The sequence below is a fragment of the uncultured Parolsenella sp. genome (genome assembly GCF_934660935.1).
Lineage (GTDB): Bacteria > Actinomycetota > Coriobacteriia > Coriobacteriales > Atopobiaceae > Parolsenella.
This window is the reverse complement of the sequence record NZ_CAKUIH010000004.1, coordinates 79,815-103,736: the sequence shown is the minus strand read 5'-3', so window position 1 is coordinate 103,736 and position 23,922 is coordinate 79,815. Positions and strand designations below refer to the sequence as shown.

Below are 23,922 nucleotides of genomic sequence, written 5' to 3'. Positions count from 1 at the left end.
CGCGGACGCGGGCGGCAGATTGAAGACTGTCTGCGGGATCAACGGCAGCACCCGTATTAAGCAGCTGCGATAACGCGCGTGTGCCGCTTCTGGAAACAGTGCGTAACGAAACCTCCTGCGGGGCGCGTTGCGTGCTTTGATGGGACGAACTAATCGCAGTCAAGCACGCGCCGCCCCGCAGGAGGTTCTTCATGGTTGGATTTGTCCTCACTGGTCACGGAGAGTTCGCGCCCGGTCTTGCGAGCGCCCTTGACCTCTTCGCCGGTCCCCAGGAGAACTTTGACGTCGTGCCGTTTGACGTGAGGCGTGCCGGCGAGTACCCGCACCTCATCAGCGGCGCCATCGCCACTATGCGCGAGCATACCGACGGCGTCCTCGTGATGTGCGATCTTATTGGCGGCACGCCGTACTACCAGTCGATGACGGCGTCCGCCACGATGCCGGACGTGCGTGTCGTTGCCGGCGCGAACCTCCCGATGGTCATCGAGACGGTCTTCACTCGCAACGCGGATACGGCTGCCACGCCAGATTTACTCGTGGCCGTAGCGCTCGACGCCGGAAAGAGCGGCGTGGAGAGTCGCTTGATCTCCTAGCCCAGCAGCTCAGATACCACACTCGCGACGAGCGTGCGGGGGAGCAGTACGTCGAGGCCGCTCGCACGGCGCGCCGCGTCGCGCATGGCGAGGGTGAATCCCATGCAGTCGAGGCAGAGAAATGCGTCGTCCGCGCCCTTGAGCGTAGCCGCGGCGCGCGTGACGCCGTCGATGCCCTGATAGGGGCTTGCGGAAACGATATCGACCTCGACGCCGCTCATGCTCCACCACTCACGCGCCTGCTCGATCTGCGACGGGTCGGGCACCATGACGGCGACGCGGCGACCGCCGGCGAGCGCGCGGGCGTTCGAGTGCAGGAGAGGCTGCGGGAAGATGAGGGGAACCGTGTGACGGAGCTCCGGGAAGGAACCGGTGCAGAGCACGATGATTGCGCGGCAGCCGTCCGCCTCGGCCTGATCGATCTTTGCCTGGACGAGGGGGACGACCTTGTCTCCCGAGAAGGTGGCCTGGCGGCCGTCGCTCATGCGCGAGACGAGGACCTCCTCGCCGGGCTCGGGCTTAAGCTCGCTCTCGACCTGCTCAAGCGTCATACCGTCAAGCGCGCCGTACTCGACGAGCTCGAGGTTGTCCGCAAGACGCTGGACGAGGTCACAGGTCATGTCCGTGCGGGGACTCTGGCCCACCGTGATGCCTGCGATACGCGTATGACGTGCCATGATGCCTCCAAGAGAGTGATTGCCGAGATAGATTCGGGCTCGGCACATAGAAAGGCCCGCCGACGCTGGGTCGACGGGCCAAGTGATGCGTATGCCTGACTACTCGGACTTGCCGGGGGTCTGGAAGTGGCTCATATCGCCGTAGAGCTTCTGGAGACGGTCGAACTGCTCCTCGTCATAGAACTTGCAGGCGCCGGGGCCAAAGACCTTGGCGACCTCGACGGCGAAGCGGGCGGCCTCCTCCACGTCGGTGCCATGGGTGGCGCCGGTGGCGCAGCCGGCGACCATCTGCTCGGTCGCGATCGCGACGCCGACGACGGGGGCGTCGGTGGAGGTGGTGGGCTGGAGGATCGAGTTGAGGTGGTAGAGGTTATTGCCGTAGGGCGTGATGTCCTGCTGCGAGAGGGCGAAGACCTGCGGCATCTTGCCGGTAACGCGGGTCATGACGTCCATGAGGTCATTGGAGACGGACAGGATGTAGCCCATCTTGGTGGTGGGGGAGATGGCGATGCCGTTCACGTTGATGATGCGGTTGCCCTTGGTGGTGTCGATGGAGACGATGGCGTCCATGCGCTCGTCGACCTCCATGCGGTTCATGGTCGCCATGTCGATCGGGGAGTCCATGAAGGGGACCGGCTCGTGCGGGAGCGTCGGGGCGTCCGGGCAGACGTGGGTGGCGATGATGACGTCGCCCTCGAGGACGTCGCCGTTCTCGTGCATCTCGGCGAGCTTGAGGGCGGCGGTGAGGGCGGCGAGGGCACCGTCACCGTCGGACACGGCGCCAATCATCTCGGGACGAGCGCCGAGGCCGCCGAGACGGCCGACGATGCCGAGCGTGGGGGCGGTGCCACCGCAGGACTTGCCGTTGGAGCCGGGGATGAGGACCTTGATGCAGTCAGTGCCACCGCGGTCACCGCTGACGCGCTCGACGGTCACCTCGGTGATGCCGTGGCTGCGGATGAGCGCGGCGCACTCCTCGCCGGAGGCCTGGGGCTTGTCGATGAGGTCATAGATGTCGAGCATCTGACGAAGAAGCATGGATGGTCGCCTTTCCTTAGAGGTTATTCGCAACGCTCACCATCATACGGCAATGAACGCCTTACGTGTGCAAGCGCTATGCTAGTCGACCGATAAAGGACAGGGGCGTTCGCGTCGTGCGGCGTCTTCATACAAGGGAGGATGCATGGGAACCGAGGAACTCGACTTCTCTACCGTCAACGAGCTCACGAATAACTTCGCGAGCGTGCGTGCCAACCGCGTGGCGCGCAACTCCGTCACCGCGCTCGGCGTGGTCGAGGCAAGCGTCGACCGCAGGCAGGCGCGTAACTACCAGGACACCTTTGGCGTGTCGCTCAAGGTCGCCAAGACCGTGACCGGCCAGCGCCACTCGGGTCGCTGCTGGATGTTCTCGACGCTCAACGTCCTGCGCTCCAAGGTCCTCGCCAATCTCGACATCGATGACTTTGAGTTCTCCCAGAACTACGTGCAGTTCTATGACAAGCTCGAGCGTTGCAACTCCCGCCTCGAGTACGTGATCGATACCGCGGATCAGCCTTGGAATGACCGCGAGGTCACCCAGCTCATGCTCACCCCGGTCGATGACGGCGGCCAGTTCGTCTTCTGCTGCAACATCGTGAAGAAGTGGGGCGCCATCCCCAAGGCCCTCATGCCGGACACCGCCTGCAACAAGGACACCGCGCAGATGAACGCCCTGCTCACGACCCTCCTTCGCAAGGACGCCACGATCCTGCGCAAGATGGCTGCGAAGGGTGCCACGCTCGAGGAACTTCGTGCCAAGAAGCAGGAGATGCTGCCCGAGTTCCACCAGATCCTTTGCTGCTGCCTGGGCGAGCCGCCCGTGACCTTCGATCTCGCGATTGAGGTGGGCGAGGGTGCCGACATCGACGCTTCCAAGGTCGAGGAGGTCGTCTGCGCCAACGGTGGCGAGCCGCGACGCGTCCTACGTGACGCGGGCATCACCCCGGTCGAGTTTGTTGAGCGCTACGTGAAGCTCGATCTCTCGCAGTACGTCGAGCTCGTCAACTTCCCGGGCGAGACCCGTCCCTACGAGCATGCCTATGGCATCCGCTACTTCGATCCGGTCATCGGCGGCCAGCGCCTCCGCTTCCTCAACATGCCGATGGAGGACCTCGAGAACGCCGCCGTCGAGTCGCTCAAGGCTGGCGTCCCCGCGTTTATGATGTGCGCCGTCAACAAGAACCTCATGCGCAAGGACGAGGACTTCTCCGGCGTGCTCGCGCTTGATGGTATGGACCTCGACGGCACCTTTGGCGTCGACCTCTCCCAGACCAAGGCCGAGATGATCGACGACCGCGAGTGCGGTATGACGCACTGCATGGCCTTCCAGGGCGTTGAGCTGGGCGAGGACGGCAAGCCCGTGGCCTGGCGCGTCGAGAACAGCTGGGGCGACGACTTCGGCTTTGACGGCTATCTCGTCATGGACGCGGACTGGTTCCGCCTCTACGGTGGCGACGTCGTGGTGGAGCGCCGCTTCCTGCCGCAGCGCATCCTCGACCTCTGGGACACCCTGCCGCTCGAGGACGTTGCTTATTGGGATAACATGCTCGCGATCGGCTAGGGGCTTTAGGGCGGGAATGTCCAATAGCCACGCCAAAAGAGCCTTATTCGCTTGTTTGCGATGAAATGCCCGCAGGCGGTGAAACAGCGGTTTGCCGTCTGCGGGCATTGTATAGCCGTTCACACGAAAATGTACAGTAATTAGAGACATCTATCAGGTAAAGTAGGAAGTTGCTGTTTTATCCAAAAGCAGTCCAGTATTTCGCCTGAGTAAACCATCGCGTATCACTAGCTCAACGTGATGCCGTTTCAGATATCTTTTATGAAGCGAATTGCATGGCTGGTAAGGAATTTGCAGTTTCCAGGCATATCCGCGTTTTTCAAGAGGGCGCTCGCGTCCTGACACCAAAATGGGAGGAACCATGTCTGACCTCAAGATCTCTCGTCGTTCGTTCGTCGGTGGTGTGTCCATCTTCGCAGCGGCAATGGCGGGCACCGCGCTCTCCGGCTGCAGCTCTGATGGCGGCTCGACTTCCACCGGCTCCGGTGCCGAGGGCGGCACGCTCGTTCTCAGCCTTCCCTCTTCGCCCAAGTACCTTGACCCTGTCAAGTACACGGGTGCCTATGAGGCCCAGATCATCTGGACCGTGTGCGACACCCTCGTCGACTACAACATCGACCTCACCCAGATCGTTCCTCAGCTCGCCACCGAGTGGAAGATCTCTGACGACGGCCTCACCTACACCTTCACCATCCGTGATGACGCCAAGTTCCAGGCTGGCCAGTACCAGGAGGGCCGTGCCGTTGTCGCCGAGGACGTCAAGTACTCCCTCGAGCGTTCCGCGACCGAGTCTTCGATGAACCGTCTGAGCATGCTCGACCACTGCAACGTCGTTGATGACCACACGGTCGAGTGCGTGCTCAAGGCCCCCAATGCCTCGTTCCTCACTGCACTTACGGATGCCGGCAACGTCATCGTCCCGAAGGAAGAGGTCGAGGGCTGGGGCGACGCTTTCGGCGATCACCTCGTCGGTTCCGGTCCGTTCAAGCTTGATCAGTTCGTGAAGGATCAGCAGAGCGACCTGTCTCGCTCTGAGAGCTACTGGGGCGAGAAGCCGCACCTCGACGGCGTCACCGTCAAGGTCGTCACCGATATGACCCAGGCTGCCAACGGCCTGTCCACGGGTGAGGTCGACATCGCCACTTCGCTCACGGGCGAGTCCATCCAGACCGTCAAGAACAACGACCAGCTCGTCATGGATCAGAAGCAGGCGCTCCACGTTGCCTACGTCTACATGAACCAGGTCAACGGCCCGACCGCCGACCAGAGGGTCCGCAAGGCCATCCTTATGGCCGTCAACCGTGATGACCTGGTCAAGGGCGTCTATCCCTACGGCGAGGCTGAGACCGCCGTCCTGCCCCTGCCCAAGGGTTCCTGGGGCTACGATGAGTCCGTCGAGGCTGACGTCCCGGCATATGACCCCGAGGGCGCCAAGAAGCTCCTCGCCGAGGCTGGCTATCCTGATGGCCTCTCCCTCAACATCTACATCTCCAACACCGAGGCTCGCGTGAAGATGGCCACCATCCTCCAGCAGTCCCTCAAGGAGAACCTGAACATCGACCTCACCATCAACCCGAGTGACTGGGGCACCTTCAGCGCCACCGCCTCCGCCGGCAATGCCGACCTGTATGGCATGAGCTGGACCTGGTACCCGGATCCCTACTTCTTCCTCAACAAGCTGTTCAGCTCCTCTGAGGTTGGCGCGCTTGGTAACGGTGCTGGCTTCAACCACCCCGAGGTTGACGAGCTGCTCGACAAGGCGCTCGAAGTTACGGATCAGGACGAGCGTGCCAAGTACTACAAGGAGGCCCTGAAGAAGATCGTCTCCTATGACCCGATCTTCGTCTATGGCTCCGAGTACGTGAACACCGGCCTCTCCAAGAAGGTCGAGGGCTTCCAGAGCCGCGCCGATAACAAGACGACTATCGTCTCCAGCGAGATCAACCTCTCGAAGACGGCGTAATTAGAGTTTCATTCAGTTAAGAATGATGGGGGCATGGCCCAGAGCCGTGCCCCCATCACATGGTTACGCGGGCACAAGTTCCCGCCCGACTCCGCTCAGGGGGTGTTGCAAAGGTGGCAAAGACTATCCTCAAGAGGATTCTCCAGACGATTCCGGTTCTATTCGTTGTCGTCACCATCACCTTCGTCCTCACGCGCATGATTCCGGGCGATCCAGCGGCGCAGATGCTGGGTCCGCAGGCGTCACCCGATGCGATTGCGACGATGAGAGTAAAGATGGGCCTCGATGAGCCCATGTTTACGCAGTACATCAACTACATTGTTGGTATCCTGCACGGCGATTTTGGCTACTCGTACTCCTACAGTGGCCCCGTCATGCCCATCATCCTGAGCAGGCTTCCCTCCACGCTTTCGATCACCCTCACAGGCCTCGTGCTCGCGCTTCTCGTTGGCGTGCCCATCGGCGTCGTGTCTGCTGTGAAGCAGAACACCGTTTTTGACTACGTCTTCATGGTGCTTGCCCTCGTCGGTGTTTCCATGCCTATTTTCTGGCTGGGCCTCATGCTCGTCCTCACCTTCTCGGTGAACCTCGGTTGGCTCCCCGCCATGGGCATGGGCGCAATGTCGAAGGGCGTCTGGGACGTCATCAGCCACATGATTCTGCCGTGCTTCTGCTTGGCAACGATTCCTGCAGCGACGTTTGCCCGCATCACGCGTTCCAGCATGCTCGAGACGATTAACGGTGAGTACATCAAGGCACTCCGCGCTCGCGGCATCAAGGAATCCAAGATCATCTGGAAGCACGCGTTCAAGAACGCGCTCCCGCCCATCGTGACCGTCTTGGGTCTTCAGCTCGCCAGCGCCTTCGCCGGCGCCATCCTGACGGAGACCATCTTCTCCTGGCCCGGCCTTGGCACGCTCATCGTCAATGCCGTTAACGGCCGTGATTACTCTCTCATTCAGGGCGTGGTCCTGTTCTCCGCCGTCGTCTTCGTCTTCGTTAACCTCGTTGTTGACATCGTCTACATGGTCATCAACCCCAAGGTCAATTATGAGGGGGGTAGCAACTAATGGCAGATAACGCTACTGGCGCTAGCCTTTCTGACGAGGCAACGCTCAAGATGCTCGAGCGTGAGCGCAAGGCGAACAACGCCTGGCACAAGCTCGCTCGTAACAAGATGGCGCTCGTGGGCCTTGCGATCGTCGTCGTGATGGTGATTCTCGCCATCTTTGCGCCTCTGCTTGCTCCATGTGATCCCAACGCCACGGATACTAGCAACATGTTTGCCGCTCCCGGTGTGGGGGGCCACCTGTTTGGCACCGACGCCTATGGCCGTGACCTTCTCTCCCGCGTGATCTATGGTGCGCGCATCTCGATCTTCATCGCCATCGGCGGCACCATCCTCGGTGCCATCGTCGGCATCCTGCTGGGCCTCATTGCCGGCTTCTTTGGCGGCATCGTTGACTCTGTGATCATGCGCATCATGGACGGCATGATGGCGTTCCCGTTTATCCTGCTGTCCCTCATTCTCATGACCATTCTTGGTCAGGGCACCATCAACGTGATCATCGCGATTGGCGTTGCGAACGTGCCCAACTTTGCTCGTGTCGTGCGTGGTCAGGTTCATGTCGTGAAGAACGAGGAGTACTGCAACGCCGAGCGCGTCATTGGCGCCAGCCCCGCTCGCATCCTCTTCAAGCACATCTTCGCCAATGCCATGAGCCCGGTCATTGTCTACTTCACGCTCAACATCGCCAGCGCGATCATCTCTGAGGCCGCACTCTCCTTCCTCGGTCTTGGCATCCAGCCGCCCACCGCTTCTTGGGGCTCGATTCTTTCCGAGGGCAAGAGCTGCCTGCAGGGCGCCCCTCACATCGCCACGATTTCTGGCATGTTCATCCTCGTCACCGTTCTTGGCTTCAACCTGTTTGGTGACGGTATTCGTGACGTTCTCGACCCGAAGCAGAAGAGGTAGGCCCTATGAGCGAGAACAACTCTCAGGCTACCGAGACCAACGCGGCTACCGAGCAGGTCTCGGAGCACCTTGTTGAGGTCCATGACCTTAAGACGTACTTCCACACGGCTGCCGGTATCGCCAAAGCCGTCGACGGTGTGAGCTTTACGCTCGATCGTGGCAAGACGCTTGCCATCGTGGGTGAGTCTGGTTCCGGCAAGTCCGTCACCTCGAGCTCTCTGATGCACCTTCTGCCCAAGACCGGCAAGATCGAGGGTGGCAGCGTCATGTTCGACGGCAAGGATATCGTGCATGCCACCGAGGCTGAGCTTCGCGAGCTTCGTGGCAAGGACATCTCAATGATCTTCCAGGACCCGATGACGGCCCTCGACCCGGTGTTCAAGGTCGGCACCCAGATGATCGAGAACATCCGCCTGCATGACGGTCTCGACAAGGAGGCCGCGCGCGAGCGTGCCATCGAGATGCTCAAGCTCGTGAGCATCCCCAACCCCGAGAAGCGTATGGACTCGTATCCGTACGAGCTCTCCGGTGGTATGTGCCAGCGCGTCATGATCGCCATGGCAATGAGCTGCCACCCCAAGTTCATCATCGCCGACGAGCCCACCACCGCCCTTGACGTGACGGTGCAGGCCCAGGTCCTGAGCCTACTCAAGGGCCTCCAGGACACGCTCAACACGGGCATTCTCCTCATCACGCACAACCTCGGCATCGTCTGGCAGATGGCTGACGACGTCATGGTCATGTATGCGGGCCGTACCTGCGAGTATGCCCCCATGGAGGAGCTCTACGCCAATCCGCTGCACCCCTATACCTGGGGCCTGCTGGACTCCATGCCCAAGCTCTCTGATAAGGCGAAGACCGATCTCAAGACCATTCCGGGTGTTCCGCCCGATCTGAGGCTCACCGGCACCTGCTGCAACTTCTACAACCGTTGCCCCTACGCCTGTGAGAAGTGCAAGCACGAGGTTCCGCCGCTGGTCGAGGTCAAGCCTGGCCACTTCGTGGCGTGCCACAGGCAGAACGGCGAAGAGAGCCTCGTTCGTGGGGAGGCGAACTAAATGGCCAACGATAATGTGATTCTTGGCATCAAGAACCTTAACAAGGAGTTCCGTCTTCGTGGCGATGGCCTCTTCGGCAAGCCTCAGACGCTCCATGCGCTTTCCGGCGTTTCGCTTGATGTCTATGAGGGCGAGACCCTCGGCATCATCGGCGAGTCCGGTTGTGGCAAGTCGACCCTCGGCCGCTGCATCGTTGGTCTCCATGAGCCCACGAGCGGCGAGATCATCTATAACGGCCAGGACATTTCCAAGCTTAAGGGCGCCGCGCGCAAGCCTGTGCACAAGGATCTCCAGATGATCTTCCAGGACTCCTATTCGAGTCTTGACCCTCGCTTTACCGCAGCGGCTTCCATCGAGGAGCCGATGGTCATCCATGGCATCGAGCCTGATGCCGCGAAGCGCCAGCAGAAGGTCCTCGACCTCATGAAGGAAGTCGGCCTCGACATCCAGCACCTGCAGCGCTACCCGCATGAGTTCTCCGGCGGCCAGCGTCAGCGCATCAACGTCGCTCGCGCCCTTTCGCTCGATCCGAAGATCATCGTGTGCGACGAGCCCGTCTCCGCGCTTGACGTGTCGATTCAGGCCCAGGTCCTGAACCTCTTCCGTCGCCTCCAGCGCGAGCGTGGCCTGACGTACATCTTCATCAGCCACGACCTCTCGGTGGTCAAGCACATCTCTGACCGCGTGGCCATCATGTACCTCGGTCGCGTCATGGAGATCTCGCCTGCCCACAGCATCTATGAGAACCCGCTGCACCCTTACACGAAGGCTCTGCTCTCGGCCATCCCGCCCGAGAATCCCTTCGAGCGTCACCCCGAGATGAAGCTCGAGGGTGAAATCCCCAGCCCGGTGGGCGAGCAGGTCGGCTGCCCGCTAGCTGGCCGTTGTCCCAACGCCACAGAGCGCTGCCACCACGAGCGTCCCGCGCTCATGGAGGTGGAGGACAATCACCGCGTCGCGTGCTTCCTCTACCACGATAAGGTCGCGGAGTAGATCTATTATTTTGGGGCCAGTCGTTTCCGGCTGGTCCCTTTCTGTTTGTTTGCAAGTCTTGCGTTTGTCTAATGGCTGGTGTGCCGGGAGCCGGCATGCCTTGAGGGAAGGCGGAACCGAAGTGTCGGTTACGAAGGAGCAGCTTCACGAGGCTGTACTTGCTCACCAGGACGATCTGCTCAAGCTTTGCCAGCAGCTCATCCAGATCAAGAACCAGAGCCCGATTGATGACCAGGAGCCCGCTATCAAGTTCGTTCGTGACTACCTTGCCGATCACGGCATCGAGTCCGAGCGCCTCGTTGCGGACAGCGGCGAGGACTACCCTGTCGTCTATGCTCACATTGGATCCGAGGACGGTTTTCGCGTCGTTCTGAACGGTCACGTTGACGTCGTGCCCGTTGGCAATCTTGATGGCTGGGACTTCGATCCGTTCGGCGGCGAGATTCGCGACGGCAAGATGCTCGGCCGCGGCACCTCTGACATGAAGTGCGGCCTTGCGGTCCTGCTCTTCTCGATGGCCATGCTGAACGAGGCTGACGTCGACCTCAAGGGCGACATTCGCCTGCACGTCGTCTGCGACGAGGAGATCGCCGGTTCTGGTACCAAGTGGTTCTGCGAGAACGGCTATGCCGACGGCGCCGATGCCGTCATGATTGGCGAGCCCACCGGCCACGACACGATTGAGATTGGCCAGAAGGGCATCCTCCACCTCACGTTCACCGCTCATGGCGTGCCCGGCCACGGCTCGACCGGCAACTACAAGGGCGATAACGCCATCAACAAGCTCGCGAAGGTCATCCCCTTCATCGACGAGATCACCGCTGTTCCCGGTCACTATGACGAGTCCCAGGCTCGCGCCGTCAAGAACTCGCGCACCATCGCCGAGCGCACGATCGGCACTCCTGGCGTCGGCAACGTCATCGACCACTGCTCCACCAACGTCGGCATCATCCAGGGTGGCGGCAAGATCAACCAGGTGCCGGACTTCGCCTCCTGCAGCGTCGACGTTCGCCTGCCGTATGGCTGCAAGCACGAGGAAGTCGTTGCTGCGGTTGATGCTCTGATCGCCAAGAGCGGTGTCGAGGGTGTCGAGGCCAGCTATAACTGGATTGCCGAGGGCAACTACACCGACGATGAGTCCAAGCTTGTCACGAGCCTCAAGAAGAACATCGAGGACGTCTGGAACGAGGAGTGCCTGCCGGCTTACCAGTGGGCGAGCTCTGACGCCGCGCACTACCGCGCGCTCGGTGCCCCGACGATTCAGTTTGGCCCGGCCAACAACGAGGGTATCCACGGCTACAACGAGGATGTCGACGTTATCGACATCGTTCACTCGGCGGAAATCTACATGCTGTCGCTCTGCGACATGCTGGGGGTGGAGTAAATGACTGACGAGAAGTGCTGCTGCGGCATGGACGCCACGACCGACGCCAACGCCGTCCCGGAGGGCAAGCGCACCGAGGGCCTGGTCTGGCAGTATGGCGATGAGCGCATCGAGTACGCCGCCGCCGCTGGTCACCTCGACATCTATGACCCCGCGCGCGTGCTCGAGGGCAAGATGTTCAACGTGAACTACGTTGCCTCCAGCGTTAACGGCGAGGCCGTGGACTCCTCCAAGCGCCCCGTGACGTTTGCCTACAACGGTGGCCCGGGCTCCGCGTCCGTGCCCATCAACTTTGGTGGCCTTGGCCCGAAGCGTGTCGTGAGCGAGGGCGAGAAGTTCGCGAGCGCCTCCTATGAGGTCGTCGACAACCCCGGCACGCTCCTGCGCGAGACGGACCTCGTGTTCCTGGACGCTCTGGGCACCGGCTGGTCTTTCGTCGCTGATGGCTATGACAAGAAGCGCGTCTACGGCCTTGAGGAGGATGCTCGCACGTTCTGCCGTGCCATCGTCCGTTGGCTTGACGAGAACAACCGCTGGGACAGTCCCCTCTACATCTATGGTGAGTCCTACGGCACCATGCGTTCCTCCGTCCTTATGCGCTATCTCGGCGAGGCCGGCGTGCCGCTGGCCGGCGTCGTGATGCTCTCTGCGTACTTTGACTGGTCGCAGAACCTGCCGGGCAATGACCTGTACTACCTCGGCATGCTTCCGAGCTTCGCCTCGACGGCCCAGCACTTTGGCGTCACGGGCCAGGGCATCGATGTCGACGAGTGGTTCGATGAGGCGAGCGAGTTCACCGCGAACGAGTATGCCCCGTCTCTCATGAAGGGCGATCGCATCGACCCAGAGGAGAAGCGTCGCGTCGCCGAGAAGATGGAACACTACATCGGCATCCCCGCGGACTTCCTGCTCGCTCACAACAACCGCATTGAGCTCGAGGACTTCCGCGCGAACATCGTGCGCGACCGTGGCCTGATGTGTGGCCGCCTCGACATGCGCTACACCGAGACCATGACGCTGCCCGTGCAGCGCAACACCTTCTACTTCGCTTGCGAGGACCCGGCGGCCCACGCTCTCGAGAAGGTCTGGTACGGCGCGTTCCGTAGCTTCCTCCGCAGCACGCTTGGTTACGTCAACCCCGCCGAGTACCGTCTGTCCGTCTGGAGCGAGATCGGTATCGGTTGGAACTGGGTCCACGACGAGCCCGGCATGGACGACACCAAGACCGCCGCTCCCAACCTCGCGTTCGACATCGCCACGGCGCTCCGTCGTAGCCCGACGACCAAGCTCGCCATCCTCGGTGGCCGCTATGACGCCGCGACTCCCTGGTGGAACATGGACCACACGATGTCGCAGCTGTTCCTCCCGGCAGAGCTCAAGAGCCGCATCACCTACCACCGCTATGGCTGCGGCCACATGGCATACACCGATGTCCCGACCCTCATGCAGATGGTCGACGACATGCGCGAGTTCTACGCTGCGGAGTAGGTTGCCCATATGGATGCGAGGACGCTAGGGATCGTTCTGGTTATCGTGGCCCTTCTCGGCAGCGTTGCGGGAAGGCTCGTCAGGGGTCGTGCTGTCTCAAAGGCACAAGACCAATTCATGGCGGGGGACTTCGAGGGAATGATTAAGACCCTCGATGGCGCTGCGGCGAAAACGGGCCTTCCGCCGTTCAACCTCCACTACATGCGTCTCAACGGCTTTGAGGCCATGCAGGATATCGAGGGCGAGAAGGCAGAGCTAAGCGTGCTGTTGCGTATGCGCTGCACCGACGTGCAACGTCGGTTGGTGCTTGCTCGCGCGATGAACTTCTACGAGATGCAGAAGGATCGCGAGGGTGCCGAGCACGTGCTTGAGCTCATGGAGAGCTTCGAGGACAAGGATTTGCTTCGCGACGCGCGCCAGACGTTCGCCATCGTGTTCAAGAACAGCTTCGCGTACATCGCCGAGATGGAGCACCAGCTTGCGGATGTGGAGCCGGACGAGAAGGCGAGGCTCAACTACTTCCTGTCTCTCCAGTACGAGAACAAGGGAGATGAGGCTCGAGCCAAGGAGCATCTCGACCGGGTCATGTCCGTCTTTGGGGCTGTTCCTGCGAACCCGGCGGATTCCAGTGACGAGGCTGACGAACCCGAGAACTCTGGGGATTCCGAGACGGTCTCCAACGAAGAGTAGACAACTTCGCAAAAAGCGAGGCGAGGAGGGGTGTATGGCTTTTGCCATGCACCCCTCCTTTGTTGCGAGCTGGGCGTAGAGCCGGTAGCTGTGCTAATATTCCTCTCTAGGCAATGACGGAGAGGTTTGGCTGTCGCGTCGCCAGCGGATAAGAGATGGGGCCCACCGGCTGAGAGGTCCCTCCAAGGTTGACGGCCAGAGTTCACTCCACCAGCCGCGAACTGAAAGCGCCATGCGTCAACGCGCGCGCGAGTAGGGGAGCCGTCCGCCCCACGAGACGGGGAGAAGAGCGGGTACGTCGGGCAAGACATCCGGCGGCCAAGCAAGGTGGTACCGCGGAGACTCATCCGCCCTTGCTCGCAAGAAGGCGAGCGAGGGCGGTTTTTTTGTCGCGCACTCTCGCCAAGGAAGGCGGGCGCGAGCCCGCGAACGAAAGGGGCATGAAAGGCATGACGATCATTGACGACCTCAAGGCCATCGAGGCCGAGGCGCACAAGGGCATCGGCAACGTCGCCGACCTCGCGGAGCTTGACCGCGTTCGCGTCGCGGTGACGGGCAAGAAGGGTTCTCTCACCGGTGTCCTCCGCCAGATGGGCCAGCTCTCTCCGGAGGACCGTCCGAAGGTGGGAAAGCTTGCCAACGAGGTGCGCTCCCGCATCGAGGCCGCCCTCGAGGAGCGCAGGCACGAACTCGAGCACGCGGCCCTCGAGGCGCGCATCGCCGCCGACTCGGTCGACGTGACGCTTCCCGGTCGTGTCCCGTCCGTGGGCACGCAACACCTCATCTCGCAGATTATCGAGGAGATTGAGCAGATCTTCTGCGGCATGGGCTACACCGTCGAGGACGGTCCCTACATCGAGACCAGCTATTACAACTTCACCGCGCTGAACGCGCCGCTCGACCACCCGAGCCGTAGCGCCCGCGACACCTTCTATGTCGAGGACAACAACCCTGGCAGCCTCGATCACTCCGAGGTTCACGCCAACGGCGAGTCCGATATCCTCCTGCGCACGCAGACCTCCGGCGTCCAGGCTCACACGATGGAGGCCCAGAAGCCGCCCATCTACATGATCTGCCCGGGCACCGTCTTCCGTCCCGACACGCCCGACGCGTGCCACCTCCCCCAGTTCAACCAGATCGAGGGCCTCGTCGTGGACGAGGGCATCACCTTCGGCGACCTCAAGGGAACCCTCGACTACTTCTGCCGCGAGATGTTCGGCAAGGACCGAGCCACGCGCTACCGTCCCCACTTCTTCCCGTTCACCGAGCCCTCCTGCGAGGTTGACGTGTCCTGCGGCGTTTGTGGTGGCAAGGGTTGCCGCTTCTGCAAGAACACCGGCTGGCTTGAGATTCTCGGCTGCGGCATGGTCGACCCGAACGTTCTCGACAACTGCGGCATCGACCACGAGAAGTACACCGGCTTCGCCTTCGGCATCGGCGCTGAGCGCGTTGCTGCTCTCCGCTACGACCTGCCTGACCTGCGCATGCTGATGACGGGAGATATGCGCTTCCTCTCCCAGTTCTAACCCCCAGGCTTTCCACAGCACCCAATCTGGCCGCTCAAGCCGTCGCTCGCGTGCCTTGGCACGCTTCGCTCCTCTTTCGCGACCATCTCGGGCACTGTGAAAACCCTGGTATGACCCCGTATTTTCTGCGCTATAGAAAGGTATTCACATGCGCATCTCATATGAGTGGCTCGGCTCCATGGTCGACCTCCCGGCCGATCCCAAGGTCCTGTACCGCGAGCTCATCCGCACCGGCACCGAGGTCGAGACGATCGAGCGCGTTGGCGCCGATCTCGACCATGTCGTCGTTGGCCAGGTTGTCTCGAAGCAGCCGCACCCGGATTCTGACCACATGTGGCTTTGCCAGGTCTCCGTTGGCGCCAGGAACGTCGACGCGGACGGCAATCCCGTTCCGCTGCAGATCGTCTGCGGCGCCCAGAACTTCGAGGAGGGCGACAAGATCGTCGTCGCGATGATCGGCGCGGTGCTCCCCGGTGACTTCAAGATCAAGAAGAGCAAGCTTCGCGGCGTGGAGTCCTGTGGCATGAACTGCTCTGCTCGCGAGCTCGGTCTCGGTGGCGACCACTCCGGCATCATGATCCTTCCCGAGGACGCCCCCGTGGGCATGGACTTCGCCGAGTACCGTGGCCTGTCCGACACCGTCCTTGACTGCGAGATCACGCCCAACCGCCCGGACTGCCTCTCCTATGTGGGCATGGCTACCGAGGTCGGCGCGGTTCTCGACGAGGACACGCACATCGAGCTTCCCGCGATTCAGCACGAGGAGGGCCCCAAGTCCTCTGACCTCGTCGACGTGCGCATCGACGCCCCCGAGCTCTGCTCTCGCTACGTCGCCCGCGTCGTCCGTGGCGTGAAGATCGGCCCGTCTCCGGACTGGCTCGCACGTCGTGTCATCGCTGCTGGCAGCCGTCCCATCAACAACGTCGTGGACGTCACCAACTACGTGATGTACCTTACCGGCCAGCCGCTGCACGCCTTCGACCTCGGAAAGCTCTCCGAGCGCGACGGCCGTCGTCACGTCGTCGTCCGCGCCGCTCGCGATGGCGAGGAGCTCACCACGCTCGACAGCGAGGAGCGTAAGCTCACGAGCGACATGGCCGTCATCACCGACGACGGCGAGCGCCCCATCGCCCTCGCCGGCGTCATGGGTGGCCTCAACTCCGAGATTGACGACACCACCGTTGACGTCCTTCTCGAGAGCGCCTGCTTTGACAAGAGCCACATCTCCCGCACGAGCCGCAATCTCAACCTCATGAGCGAGGCCTCCATTCGCTACGAGCGCCAGGTCGACGCCGCAAACTGCGAGGAAGTCTCTGACATCGCAGCCGCTCTCTTCGAGAGCTGCTGCGGCGCCACTGTCTGCCGTGGTCGCGTCGACGTCTATCCCGCTCCCGTCGAGGCCGTCTGCATCACCCTTCGTGGCGATCGCGTCCGCGCCGTGTGCGGAGCCCCCATCACCAACGAGGAGATCTCCCACCTGCTCGAGCGCCTTGGCTGCGCCGTCGTCCCGCAGAAGGGCGGCAATGACTTCGAGGTCGTGGCGCCCACCTCTCGCCCGGACCTCACCCGTGAGGCTGACCTCATCGAGGAGGTCATTCGCCTGTGGGGCATGGACCGCGTCGAGCCGACGCTCCCCGGCGCCAAGAACCACCACGGTGGCCTCACGGTCGATCAGCAGCGCACGCAGCTCATCGGTCGCACGCTGCGCTCCTGCGGCCTTTCGGAGACCTTCACCTACTGCTTCGCGGAAGACGGCGACCTCGAGCGCGCAAAGATCACCGAGACTGGCCGTGGCGTGCCCGTTCGCATCATGAACCCGCTGCTCGCCAACAACTCCGAGATGCGTCGCTCGATTCTCCCGGGCCTTCTCCGCTCCGTCGCCTACAACCTCGATCATGGCGTTGAGAACGTCGCCCTCTACGAGCAGGGCCGCGTGTTCTTCGGCCATGCGAAGCGCACGCTTCCCGACGAGCCCCGTTTCGTCTGCGGCGTGCTCTCTGGCGCTTGGGGCGAGGACGGCTGGAACCAGAAGCACGAGAAGCTCGACTTCTTCGATGCGAAGGGTATTGTCGAGCGCCTGCTCTCCGCGCTTCGCATCACGAAGGTTCGCTTCAAGCCGGTTGATGCCGAGGAGTACACCTGGCTGCAGCCTGGCCGTGCGGCCGAGGTCTATGCCGGCGGCGAGCTCATCGGCTGGGTGGGCAACGTCCACCCCGTGAGCCTCGATGCCTTTGGCATCGACGCGGACGTCATCGCTTTCGAGCTCTCCGAGCCGCACCTTCTGCGTCTTGCCCAGCGCGAGCTGCCGTATGTCGACGTGCCCACGCTTCCCGCCATCACGCACGACCTTGCGATCGTCGTTGACGAGAGCGTCACGTGCGAGACCCTCGTTCAGCGTCTGACCAGTGCCGGCGGCAAGCTGCTCGAGAGCGCCCGTCTCTTTGACGTCTATCGTGACCCGGTGCGTGTGGGACTTGGCAAGAAGTCGATGGCCTTCCAGCTCACCTATCGCTCGAACGACCACACACTCACGAGCGAGGAAGTCGAGCGCGCGCACGCGAAGGTCGTGAAGAAGGTCTGCGCCTCTACGGGCGGCGAGGTGCGCTCCTAGAGCGACGGGGCGAGACCCGAGATTCGATGACGTTTGGCTTGCGATAGGCGCGGACGTCGTTGCTCGTAAATTTTCCCGAAAGTTAGGGGGTCGTCACATTTGTGGCGGCCCCCTTCGCGTGCGTGCTACCATGGGCCTATGCCTAGCTGGAACGTACATACCGCCCATGTTCAGCGCTTGCTCAAGGAGGGTCCGGCCTCCTCCTTTGGCATCCGTGATGTCGACGCATTTCTGTTTGGCAACTATGTGCCAGACGTATACGTGGGCTATATGCTGCCGCATCCTTCCGGCATTCTGCCGTATGCGCTCACCCACTTCGCCGATCCCTGCGCCATTCCCATTCCTCGCGAACGCGAGTTCTGGGATCTCTACGTAGAGCCTACCCTCGAGATTCCTGCGGATGTGCCCATTGGCCCCGCTGCCATTACAGTGGAGGAGGGCGTGAGGATCTCCCGCGCGGGTGGTTCCTTCATCATTCCGGCTAGCCAGCCGGCGCACGATGAGGTGGCGAAGCGCCTGTCCCACCCTGGCTATCGTGCAAGCGACGTCGTGCTGGGTGCCTGGGCGCATCTGCTCTGTGACAGCGTCTATAACACGGCGACGCACGCTTGGCTCGAGCGTTACCACGTGCCAACGGGCGAGGCGACTCGCATTCGCAAGCAGGGAGATTTCGACAAGTTTGGGCGTACCCTGCCCATCACGCTGACCTGCGAGACGACCGCCGCTGTGCTTGCTCAGGCGGCGGAGTTTCCGCAGTATGCGCTCCGCGAGCGGGACGTGAGGCGTTCCGTGGACGTGGCGCGCGGCATTGTCGAGGATAACCAGCGCAACCATATTGATGGCACACCTGAGTACAGCCTGTTCACCGGCGATTTCTTCTTTGAGGTATTTGAACATGCGACTGAGCTGCTCGTCGAGCGCCTGAGTGACTATGCGAGGCGCGTCTCGGCGTAGGGCTATTGGCCCGGTCCCGCGCGTCTGCCACGGCGAAGTTGACTATCCCGTCCACGGCGAAGTTGACTATCCTGTCTGTTTGAAGACGTGCTTCTGGCGAGGTTGACCATTCGTTGATTGCTTGGGTATTGCGTCTCCTGTTGCGCAAACGATTACTTGCTCAATAAGAAATTACTACTAAAACCGCAGGTAGAGTTTGGTTGACTAGTCGTGTATTTTTAGGCTTAACGATTGCCTGGGAGTCAACTTCGGGGTTACACTTCAGCCAGAACTAGTCAAGTTGCTGGGAGCCGTAGAGCGCTCCTGACGCCGGGCACTTGGCGCTCATGGAAAGGCACGCAATGGCTGACTTCGAGAAGAAGGACACCTCGCTGCTCTACGTGCAGGTAGCAGACTATGTTCGTGAGAAGATTTATTCCAAGGAGTGGGGTGTTGATGAACGCATCCCGTCCGAGCACGAGCTAATGGCCATGCTCCACCTCTCTCGCGGTACCGTTCAGAAGGGCATTCGCTCGCTTGTCGAGGAGGGCCTGCTCGTTCAACAGCGCGGTCGCGGCACCTTCGTGATCCAGCCGGTCATGGCTCGCCCCTCGGGCAACAAGCTCCACTCGTTCGCGGAGTCTATGAACGAGCAGGGCATCGAGTACGTGACCCGTGTGGTTGAGAAGCGCATTGACCGTGCCAATCGCGTCTGCGCGCAGAACCTCGGCATTGCGGAGGGGTCAACTTTTCTCTACCTCATGCGCGTCCGCTTCGTTGCGGAGCAGCCCGTCATGCTCATCGAGAGCCGCATTAACCTTGAGCCGTGCCCTGGCCTCGAGAACGTCGACTTCGAGCGCGAGGGTCTGTTCGATGCCGTCGAGCGCACGAGCGGCCAGTCCGTTGGGGATGCGGAGATGACGTACAGCGCTCGCGCCGCGGGTAAGAGGCGTGGCCGCTGGCTCGAGTGCGGCGAGCGTTCCCCGGTGCTTGACCTCGACCAGCTCGTACGCCTCGAGGACGGTACACCCGTGGAATGGGGTAGCGTCTGGCTCCCCGCAAACCGCTGCGTGATCAGCTCCGTTCGTACGAGGTAATGGCCTTATAAACAGCGTGTTTGCCGCGCTCTCTTTTAATTCTCCTTTGATGTCGCCGCCGGGATTGTTAATCCTTGGCGGCGACATTTCTCATGCCCAACAACGCCATTCTCCAAGAGGGCTAGGCTTGCCTTGACTGTCATCATCGGGGGAAGGACATGCATGGAGCTTACGACTATCAACTACCTGCCCAGCTACACCGTGGGTGTTGATGCCTATAAGGCAGTGCCCGAGGTCACGCGCCGCTTCGGGCGCAAGGCCGTCGTGATTGGCGGAAAGACCGCTATGGAGAAGGCCGGCCCGCGCCTCTCGGCCGCTCTTGAGGGAGCGGACGTCGAGATACTCGACTTCATCTGGTATGGCGGCCAGTCCACGCACTCGTCGGCTGCTCGAATCGCCCTGGATCCGCGCGTCGTCGAGGCCGACATGGTCTTTGGCATGGGCGGTGGCCGCGCCATCGACGAGAGCAAGGAGATCGCGGAGCTCGCTGGCAAGCCCCTCTTCACGTTCCCCACCGTCGCCTCGAACTGCGCTCCCGTGACGGCGATCGGCGTCTTCTACAAGGAGGATGGCTCGGTCGATAACTACTTCCTGCCCAAGGAGCCGCCCATCCACTCCTTCATCGACACGAAGGTCATCTCGGAGAGTCCTGACGACTACTTCTGGGCGGGCATCGGAGACGCGCTCTCCAAGCAGCCCGAGGTCGAGCTTTCGAGCCGAGACCTCGACCTGCCCCACACGCCGCTTATGGGTCGTGCGCTCGCGGTGTCGTGCGAGCGCCCTCTGCTCGACTATTCCGAGAAGGCTCTCGCGGATAAGCGCGCGGGTGAGTCGAGCTATGAGTTCGAGCAGATTGTCCTCGACATCATCGTCTCCACGGGCCTCGTCTCGAACATGACGACGAACCTCGGTGCCGCCGAGGGCGCCTACTACTTCAATTCGAGCACGGCCCATGCCTTCTATAACGCCTATACGGGCATGGGGAAGGCCGCGGAGCGCCATCTTCACGGAGAGGTTGTTTCGTTTGGCGTGCTCGTTCTCAAGGCGTTTGATGACCAGACAGAGAGCCTCGCCGAGTACGCGGCGCTTAACCGCACCCTTGGCCTCCCGGTGACCCTGGGCGAGCTTGAGTGCGGCGAGGATGCGCTTGAGGGGATCGTCGAGCGCGCTCAGAAGACCAACGAGTGGGGCCGCGCTCCCTATGGCTTCACTCCCGAGCGATTCAAGAGAGCCATTCTCGACGCGGACGCGTATGGCACGGCCCTTCTTGCCGGGGACGCCGCAGGCCGGGCCAGGGCGCTTGAGGCGGTTCATGCGCATCGTTGCGTGGAGCCCACGTCCCGTAAGCTCTAGAGGCTTCGGCCCCGCTTGCATACGCGCGTTCGCGCAAACAGCTGGCTCGACACACGAAAGGCGCCCCGAACCTGATGGCTCGGGGCGCCTTGTTGTCACTTGGGAGCGACTGATTCGCGTTGCGACCTGCGTCGCGGCTTTTGGCCTAGTGGCTTTGCGCCAGCCGCCAATGGCTCTTTGGCGCGAGGCTTACAGCTCGTGCTTGTTGCCAGCGACAGCTGCGTCGCCAGAGGGAACCTGCGCTACGAGCAGCATGTTCGTCGAGGTGATGTAGTCACCCTGGGACGGCGCGGTGTGCGGGTCGCCGGCGGTGACGCAGACGAGGTCGCCCTCGTTCACGAGGTCCTTCTTGTGGATGAGGTCGAGGGCCTGGCGGACGGTCACGTCAATGGCACCCTGGGCGGTGCCGGGAAGGACGGTGACGCCCCAGTAGAAGCAGCACTTACGGACGGTCTCATCGTGCGGGGACACGGCATAGATCGGCAGCTTCGGGCGGAAGTTGGAGATGAGGCGGGCAGTGCGGCCGCTCTCGGTGGGGGCGACGATGCACTTGGCACCCACGCGGTTGGCGGTGGTCACAGCGGCGAAGCCGATGGAGCCGTTGACGTCACGGACGCCGCCGCGCTCGTGGTAGCTGTGGCGCTCGGGCAGGAACTGCTCGGTCTCGCGGCAGATGGAGGCCATCATCTTCACGGCCTCGACCGGATACTTGCCGGCAGCGGTCTCGCCGGAGAGCATGACGCAGTCCGTGCCGTCCATGACGGCGTTGGCGACGTCGTTGACCTCGGCGCGCGTCGGGCGCGGGTTGCGGATCATGGAGTCGAGCATCTGCGTGGCGGTGATGACCGGCTTGTAGGCGGCGTTGCACTTGCGGATCATTTCCTTCTGCGCGTGCGGCACCTTCTCGGGCGGGATCTCGATGCCGAGGTCGCCGCGGGCGACCATGCAGCCGGAGGCGTGGGCCAGGATGTCGTCGAAGTTCTCGATGCCGAGGGCACACTCGATCTTCGGGTAGATCGAGACGTTGTCGCGGCCGTGCTCGTGGCAGATCTGGCGGATCTCCTCGACGCCCTTGCCGTCGCGGATGAAGGAGGCGGCGATCGCGTCGATGCCGACCTCGCAGCCGAAGATGATGTCCTCGCGGTCGCGGTCAGTCACCGCGGGGAGGGAGATGTCGACGCCGGGGATGTTGACACCCTTGCGCTCGCCCAGGTCGCCAGAGTTGGCGAGGGTGCAGTGGATATCGGTGCCGTCGATGGAGTCGACGTCGAACTCAAGCAGGCCATCGTCGATCAGGATGCGGTCGCCCGGCTTGATCTCGTTGGGGAGGTTCTTGAAGTCGAGGGAGAAACGCTCATGGTTGCCGATGACGTCGTCATCAGTGGTGATGATGGTCTTGTCGCCGGTCTCGAAGTGGACCTTCTCGCCGTTCTCGAGCACGCCGGTGCGGACCTCGGGGCCCTTGGTGTCGAGCATGATGGCGACGGGGATGCCAAGCTCGGCAGAGACCTTGCGGACGCGCTCGACGCCGGCACGGTGGTAATCGTGGGAGCCGTGGGAGAAGTTGAAGCGGGCGACGTTCATGCCGGCCTTGATGAGCTCGGCGAGGACGGCCTCGTCTTCGGTGGCCGGACCCATGGTGCAGACGATCTTGGTCTTCTTGGACTGCATTTCTTTCCTTTCGTGTGACGAGTGCCGGACCCCATGCCTGACACCCGGGGGCGGAATGGGGGTTCCGCCTGCTCGACGCGGGCGACTTCTGCGCGCGCCTGGCTGCCCAAAGGGGCTAGATATCAAAAGCGCTGCCTCGTCGGGGAGGGCAGCGCGGGTTTGCTAGCAGACGACAGCGGGCTTGGGGAGCTCTTCGCCATTCATGAACGCGGTCGCGTTGTCGAGCGTGGTCTTGGCGATCGAGGCGAGGGCCTCCTTGGTGAAGAACGCCTGGTGGCTCGTCATGACGACGTTGGGGAAGGAGCACAGCGTCGAAGTGACGGACTCGATGATGGTGTTCGAGCGGTTGCGGAAGACGTTGTCGCCCTCCTCCTCGTACACGTCGAGGCCGGCCGCGCCGATCTTGCCGGAGCGGATGCCCTCGATGAGGGCCTTGGTGTCGACGAGGCCACCACGGGCGGTGTTGATGAAGATCACGCCGTCCTTCATCTTGTCGATGGCGTCGGCGTTGATCATGTGGCGGTTGCTGTCGAACAGCGGGCAGTGCAGGGAGATGAGGTCAGACCTGCGGAGGAGCTCGTCAAGCTCGACGTACTCGACCATGCCCTCGAGGGAGGGGTTCTGGTAGACGTCATAGCCGAGGACCTTCATGCCAAAGCCGTTGCAGATGCGGACCATGGCAGCGCCGATCTTGCCGGTGCCCACGATGCCGGCCGTCTTGCCGTGCAGGTTGACGCCGAGAAGGCCCTGGAGGGAGAAGTCATTCTCGCGGACGCGGGCGTAGCCCTTGTGGATGCGGCGGGCGGCGCAGAGGCCCAGGCCGATGGCCTGCTCTGCGATAGCCTCCGGCGAATAGGCCGGGACGCGCAGGACCGTCATGCCGAGGTCCTTGGCGACGGGCACGTTGACGGCGTCGAAGCCGGCGGAGCGCATGAGGACGAGCTTCACGTCAAAGCCGCGAAGGATCTCGAGCGCCATGGCGGAGGCGTCGGAGTTGACGAAGGCGCAGACCGCGTCATAGCCGCGAGCGAGCGAGGCGGTGACGGGCGAAAGGTCGGCCTCGATGTAGTCGATCTTGATGTTGGGATAGTTCTTGAGTTGGGCGTCGAAAGAATCTCGGTCGTAGTCACGGGCGTCGTAGAAGAGGATTTTCACGCTGCCTGACTCCCTCCTGGATCGTTGCTGGGCACATGGCCCTTCCATTCCATACTCCAAGAGGAATTGTAAAACATGAAGTGTGGTCGAATGTGCTAGCAACATGTAAAGACTGAATGAATAATCGCAGCTAGATACGGTTGACTTCGATGCGAT

The 23,922-nt window shown here is 62.1% G+C and carries 19 protein-coding genes; 15 read left to right on the top strand and 4 right to left on the bottom strand.

Annotation, left to right across the window (positions count from 1 at the left end; translation table 11 throughout):
- Positions 1 to 191 precede the first annotated feature (191 nt).
- Positions 192 to 593: a PTS fructose transporter subunit IIA gene (locus Q0H23_RS03145; RefSeq protein ID WP_293814287.1), complete on the top strand. Its 402-nt coding sequence runs from the start codon at positions 192 to 194 to the stop codon at positions 591 to 593.
- Here Q0H23_RS03145 and Q0H23_RS03140 read toward each other — a convergent pair.
- Positions 590 to 1,270, bottom strand: a complete 681-nt coding sequence (locus Q0H23_RS03140) for an AroM family protein (RefSeq protein WP_293814286.1) — start codon at positions 1,268 to 1,270, stop codon at positions 590 to 592. The two genes, Q0H23_RS03145 and Q0H23_RS03140, sit on opposite strands and share 4 nt — an antisense overlap.
- Positions 1,271 to 1,369: 99 nt before the next feature.
- Positions 1,370 to 2,308: a DUF1177 domain-containing protein gene (locus Q0H23_RS03135; protein WP_293835584.1), complete on the bottom strand. Its 939-nt coding sequence runs from the start codon at positions 2,306 to 2,308 to the stop codon at positions 1,370 to 1,372.
- A 145-nt stretch (positions 2,309 to 2,453) separates the two neighbouring features.
- Between Q0H23_RS03135 and Q0H23_RS03130 the strand changes: the two genes are divergently transcribed.
- The 14 genes from Q0H23_RS03130 (at position 2,454) to Q0H23_RS03065 (ending at position 20,940) form a co-directional block, all read left to right on the top strand.
- A complete protein-coding gene (locus Q0H23_RS03130; protein WP_293835581.1) occupies positions 2,454 to 3,869 on the top strand; it encodes a C1 family peptidase in 1,416 nt (471 codons plus the stop codon).
- 361 nt (positions 3,870 to 4,230) lie between these two features.
- Positions 4,231 to 5,832, top strand: coding sequence for an ABC transporter substrate-binding protein (locus tag Q0H23_RS03125; RefSeq protein ID WP_293835579.1), 1,602 nt, complete (start codon positions 4,231 to 4,233; stop codon positions 5,830 to 5,832).
- 113 nt (positions 5,833 to 5,945) lie between these two features.
- Positions 5,946 to 6,902: an ABC transporter permease gene (locus Q0H23_RS03120; protein ID WP_293814282.1), complete on the top strand. Its 957-nt coding sequence runs from the start codon at positions 5,946 to 5,948 to the stop codon at positions 6,900 to 6,902.
- Entirely contained in the window at positions 6,902 to 7,807 is a 906-nt protein-coding gene (locus Q0H23_RS03115; protein ID WP_293814281.1) for an ABC transporter permease, read from the top strand. Before Q0H23_RS03120 ends, Q0H23_RS03115 begins: the two co-directional genes overlap by 1 nt.
- Positions 7,808 to 7,812: 5 nt before the next feature.
- The gene (locus tag Q0H23_RS03110) at positions 7,813 to 8,865 is read left to right on the top strand and encodes an ABC transporter ATP-binding protein (protein WP_293835574.1); all 1,053 of its coding nucleotides are present in this window, start codon (positions 7,813 to 7,815) and stop codon (positions 8,863 to 8,865) included.
- Positions 8,866 to 9,858, top strand: coding sequence for an oligopeptide/dipeptide ABC transporter ATP-binding protein (locus Q0H23_RS03105; protein WP_293814279.1), 993 nt, complete (start codon positions 8,866 to 8,868; stop codon positions 9,856 to 9,858).
- A gap of 121 nt (positions 9,859 to 9,979) precedes the next feature.
- Positions 9,980 to 11,242: a M20 family metallopeptidase gene (locus Q0H23_RS03100; RefSeq protein ID WP_293814278.1), complete on the top strand. Its 1,263-nt coding sequence runs from the start codon at positions 9,980 to 9,982 to the stop codon at positions 11,240 to 11,242.
- On the top strand, positions 11,243 to 12,730 hold the full coding sequence (locus Q0H23_RS03095) for a peptidase S10 (protein ID WP_293835571.1): 1,488 nt from the start codon (positions 11,243 to 11,245) through the stop codon (positions 12,728 to 12,730).
- A 117-nt stretch (positions 12,731 to 12,847) separates the two neighbouring features.
- A complete protein-coding gene (locus tag Q0H23_RS03090; protein ID WP_293835569.1) occupies positions 12,848 to 13,420 on the top strand; it encodes a hypothetical protein in 573 nt (190 codons plus the stop codon).
- Between the two features lie 449 nt (positions 13,421 to 13,869).
- Positions 13,870 to 14,946: a phenylalanine--tRNA ligase subunit alpha gene (pheS, locus tag Q0H23_RS03085; protein WP_293814275.1), complete on the top strand. Its 1,077-nt coding sequence runs from the start codon at positions 13,870 to 13,872 to the stop codon at positions 14,944 to 14,946.
- A gap of 148 nt (positions 14,947 to 15,094) precedes the next feature.
- A complete protein-coding gene (gene pheT, locus Q0H23_RS03080) occupies positions 15,095 to 17,557 on the top strand; it encodes a phenylalanine--tRNA ligase subunit beta (RefSeq protein WP_293835566.1) in 2,463 nt (820 codons plus the stop codon).
- 138 nt (positions 17,558 to 17,695) lie between these two features.
- Positions 17,696 to 18,511: a hypothetical protein gene (locus tag Q0H23_RS03075; RefSeq protein ID WP_293835563.1), complete on the top strand. Its 816-nt coding sequence runs from the start codon at positions 17,696 to 17,698 to the stop codon at positions 18,509 to 18,511.
- A 341-nt stretch (positions 18,512 to 18,852) separates the two neighbouring features.
- Positions 18,853 to 19,587 carry a GntR family transcriptional regulator gene (locus Q0H23_RS03070; protein WP_293814272.1) on the top strand — a complete coding sequence of 245 codons (735 nt, stop codon included), beginning with the start codon at positions 18,853 to 18,855 and terminating at the stop codon, positions 19,585 to 19,587.
- A 162-nt stretch (positions 19,588 to 19,749) separates the two neighbouring features.
- Positions 19,750 to 20,940: an iron-containing alcohol dehydrogenase family protein gene (locus Q0H23_RS03065; RefSeq protein ID WP_293835560.1), complete on the top strand. Its 1,191-nt coding sequence runs from the start codon at positions 19,750 to 19,752 to the stop codon at positions 20,938 to 20,940.
- A gap of 189 nt (positions 20,941 to 21,129) precedes the next feature.
- On the opposite strand, the gene pyk is transcribed toward Q0H23_RS03065, so the two are convergent.
- Both pyk and Q0H23_RS03055 read right to left on the bottom strand, forming a co-directional pair.
- The gene (gene pyk, locus Q0H23_RS03060; protein ID WP_293814270.1) at positions 21,130 to 22,611 is read right to left on the bottom strand and encodes a pyruvate kinase; all 1,482 of its coding nucleotides are present in this window, start codon (positions 22,609 to 22,611) and stop codon (positions 21,130 to 21,132) included.
- Positions 22,612 to 22,773: 162 nt separating this feature from the next.
- Positions 22,774 to 23,766 (bottom strand): 2-hydroxyacid dehydrogenase, encoded by a 993-nt coding sequence (locus tag Q0H23_RS03055; protein WP_293814269.1) that lies wholly within the window; start codon positions 23,764 to 23,766, stop codon positions 22,774 to 22,776.
- Positions 23,767 to 23,922 lie beyond the last annotated feature (156 nt).

Excerpts from the sequence above, each read along its gene's own strand:
- Q0H23_RS03145 (WP_293814287.1), top strand. The coding sequence starts at position 192 with ATGGTTGGATTTGTCCTCACTGGTCACGGAGAGTTCGCGCCCGGTCTT.
- Q0H23_RS03140 (WP_293814286.1), bottom strand. The coding sequence starts at position 1,270 with ATGGCACGTCATACGCGTATCGCAGGCATCACGGTGGGCCAGAGTCCC.
- Q0H23_RS03135 (WP_293835584.1), bottom strand. The coding sequence starts at position 2,308 with ATGCTTCTTCGTCAGATGCTCGACATCTATGACCTCATCGACAAGCCC.
- Q0H23_RS03130 (WP_293835581.1), top strand. The coding sequence starts at position 2,454 with ATGGGAACCGAGGAACTCGACTTCTCTACCGTCAACGAGCTCACGAAT.
- Q0H23_RS03125 (WP_293835579.1), top strand. The coding sequence starts at position 4,231 with ATGTCTGACCTCAAGATCTCTCGTCGTTCGTTCGTCGGTGGTGTGTCC.
- Q0H23_RS03115 (WP_293814281.1), top strand. The coding sequence starts at position 6,902 with ATGGCAGATAACGCTACTGGCGCTAGCCTTTCTGACGAGGCAACGCTC.
- Q0H23_RS03110 (WP_293835574.1), top strand. The coding sequence starts at position 7,813 with ATGAGCGAGAACAACTCTCAGGCTACCGAGACCAACGCGGCTACCGAG.
- Q0H23_RS03105 (WP_293814279.1), top strand. The coding sequence starts at position 8,866 with ATGGCCAACGATAATGTGATTCTTGGCATCAAGAACCTTAACAAGGAG.
- Q0H23_RS03095 (WP_293835571.1), top strand. The coding sequence starts at position 11,243 with ATGACTGACGAGAAGTGCTGCTGCGGCATGGACGCCACGACCGACGCC.
- Q0H23_RS03090 (WP_293835569.1), top strand. The coding sequence starts at position 12,848 with ATGGCGGGGGACTTCGAGGGAATGATTAAGACCCTCGATGGCGCTGCG.
- pheS (WP_293814275.1), top strand. The coding sequence starts at position 13,870 with ATGACGATCATTGACGACCTCAAGGCCATCGAGGCCGAGGCGCACAAG.
- pheT (WP_293835566.1), top strand. The coding sequence starts at position 15,095 with ATGCGCATCTCATATGAGTGGCTCGGCTCCATGGTCGACCTCCCGGCC.
- Q0H23_RS03075 (WP_293835563.1), top strand. The coding sequence starts at position 17,696 with ATGCCTAGCTGGAACGTACATACCGCCCATGTTCAGCGCTTGCTCAAG.
- Q0H23_RS03070 (WP_293814272.1), top strand. The coding sequence starts at position 18,853 with ATGGCTGACTTCGAGAAGAAGGACACCTCGCTGCTCTACGTGCAGGTA.
- Q0H23_RS03065 (WP_293835560.1), top strand. The coding sequence starts at position 19,750 with ATGGAGCTTACGACTATCAACTACCTGCCCAGCTACACCGTGGGTGTT.
- pyk (WP_293814270.1), bottom strand. The coding sequence starts at position 22,611 with ATGCAGTCCAAGAAGACCAAGATCGTCTGCACCATGGGTCCGGCCACC.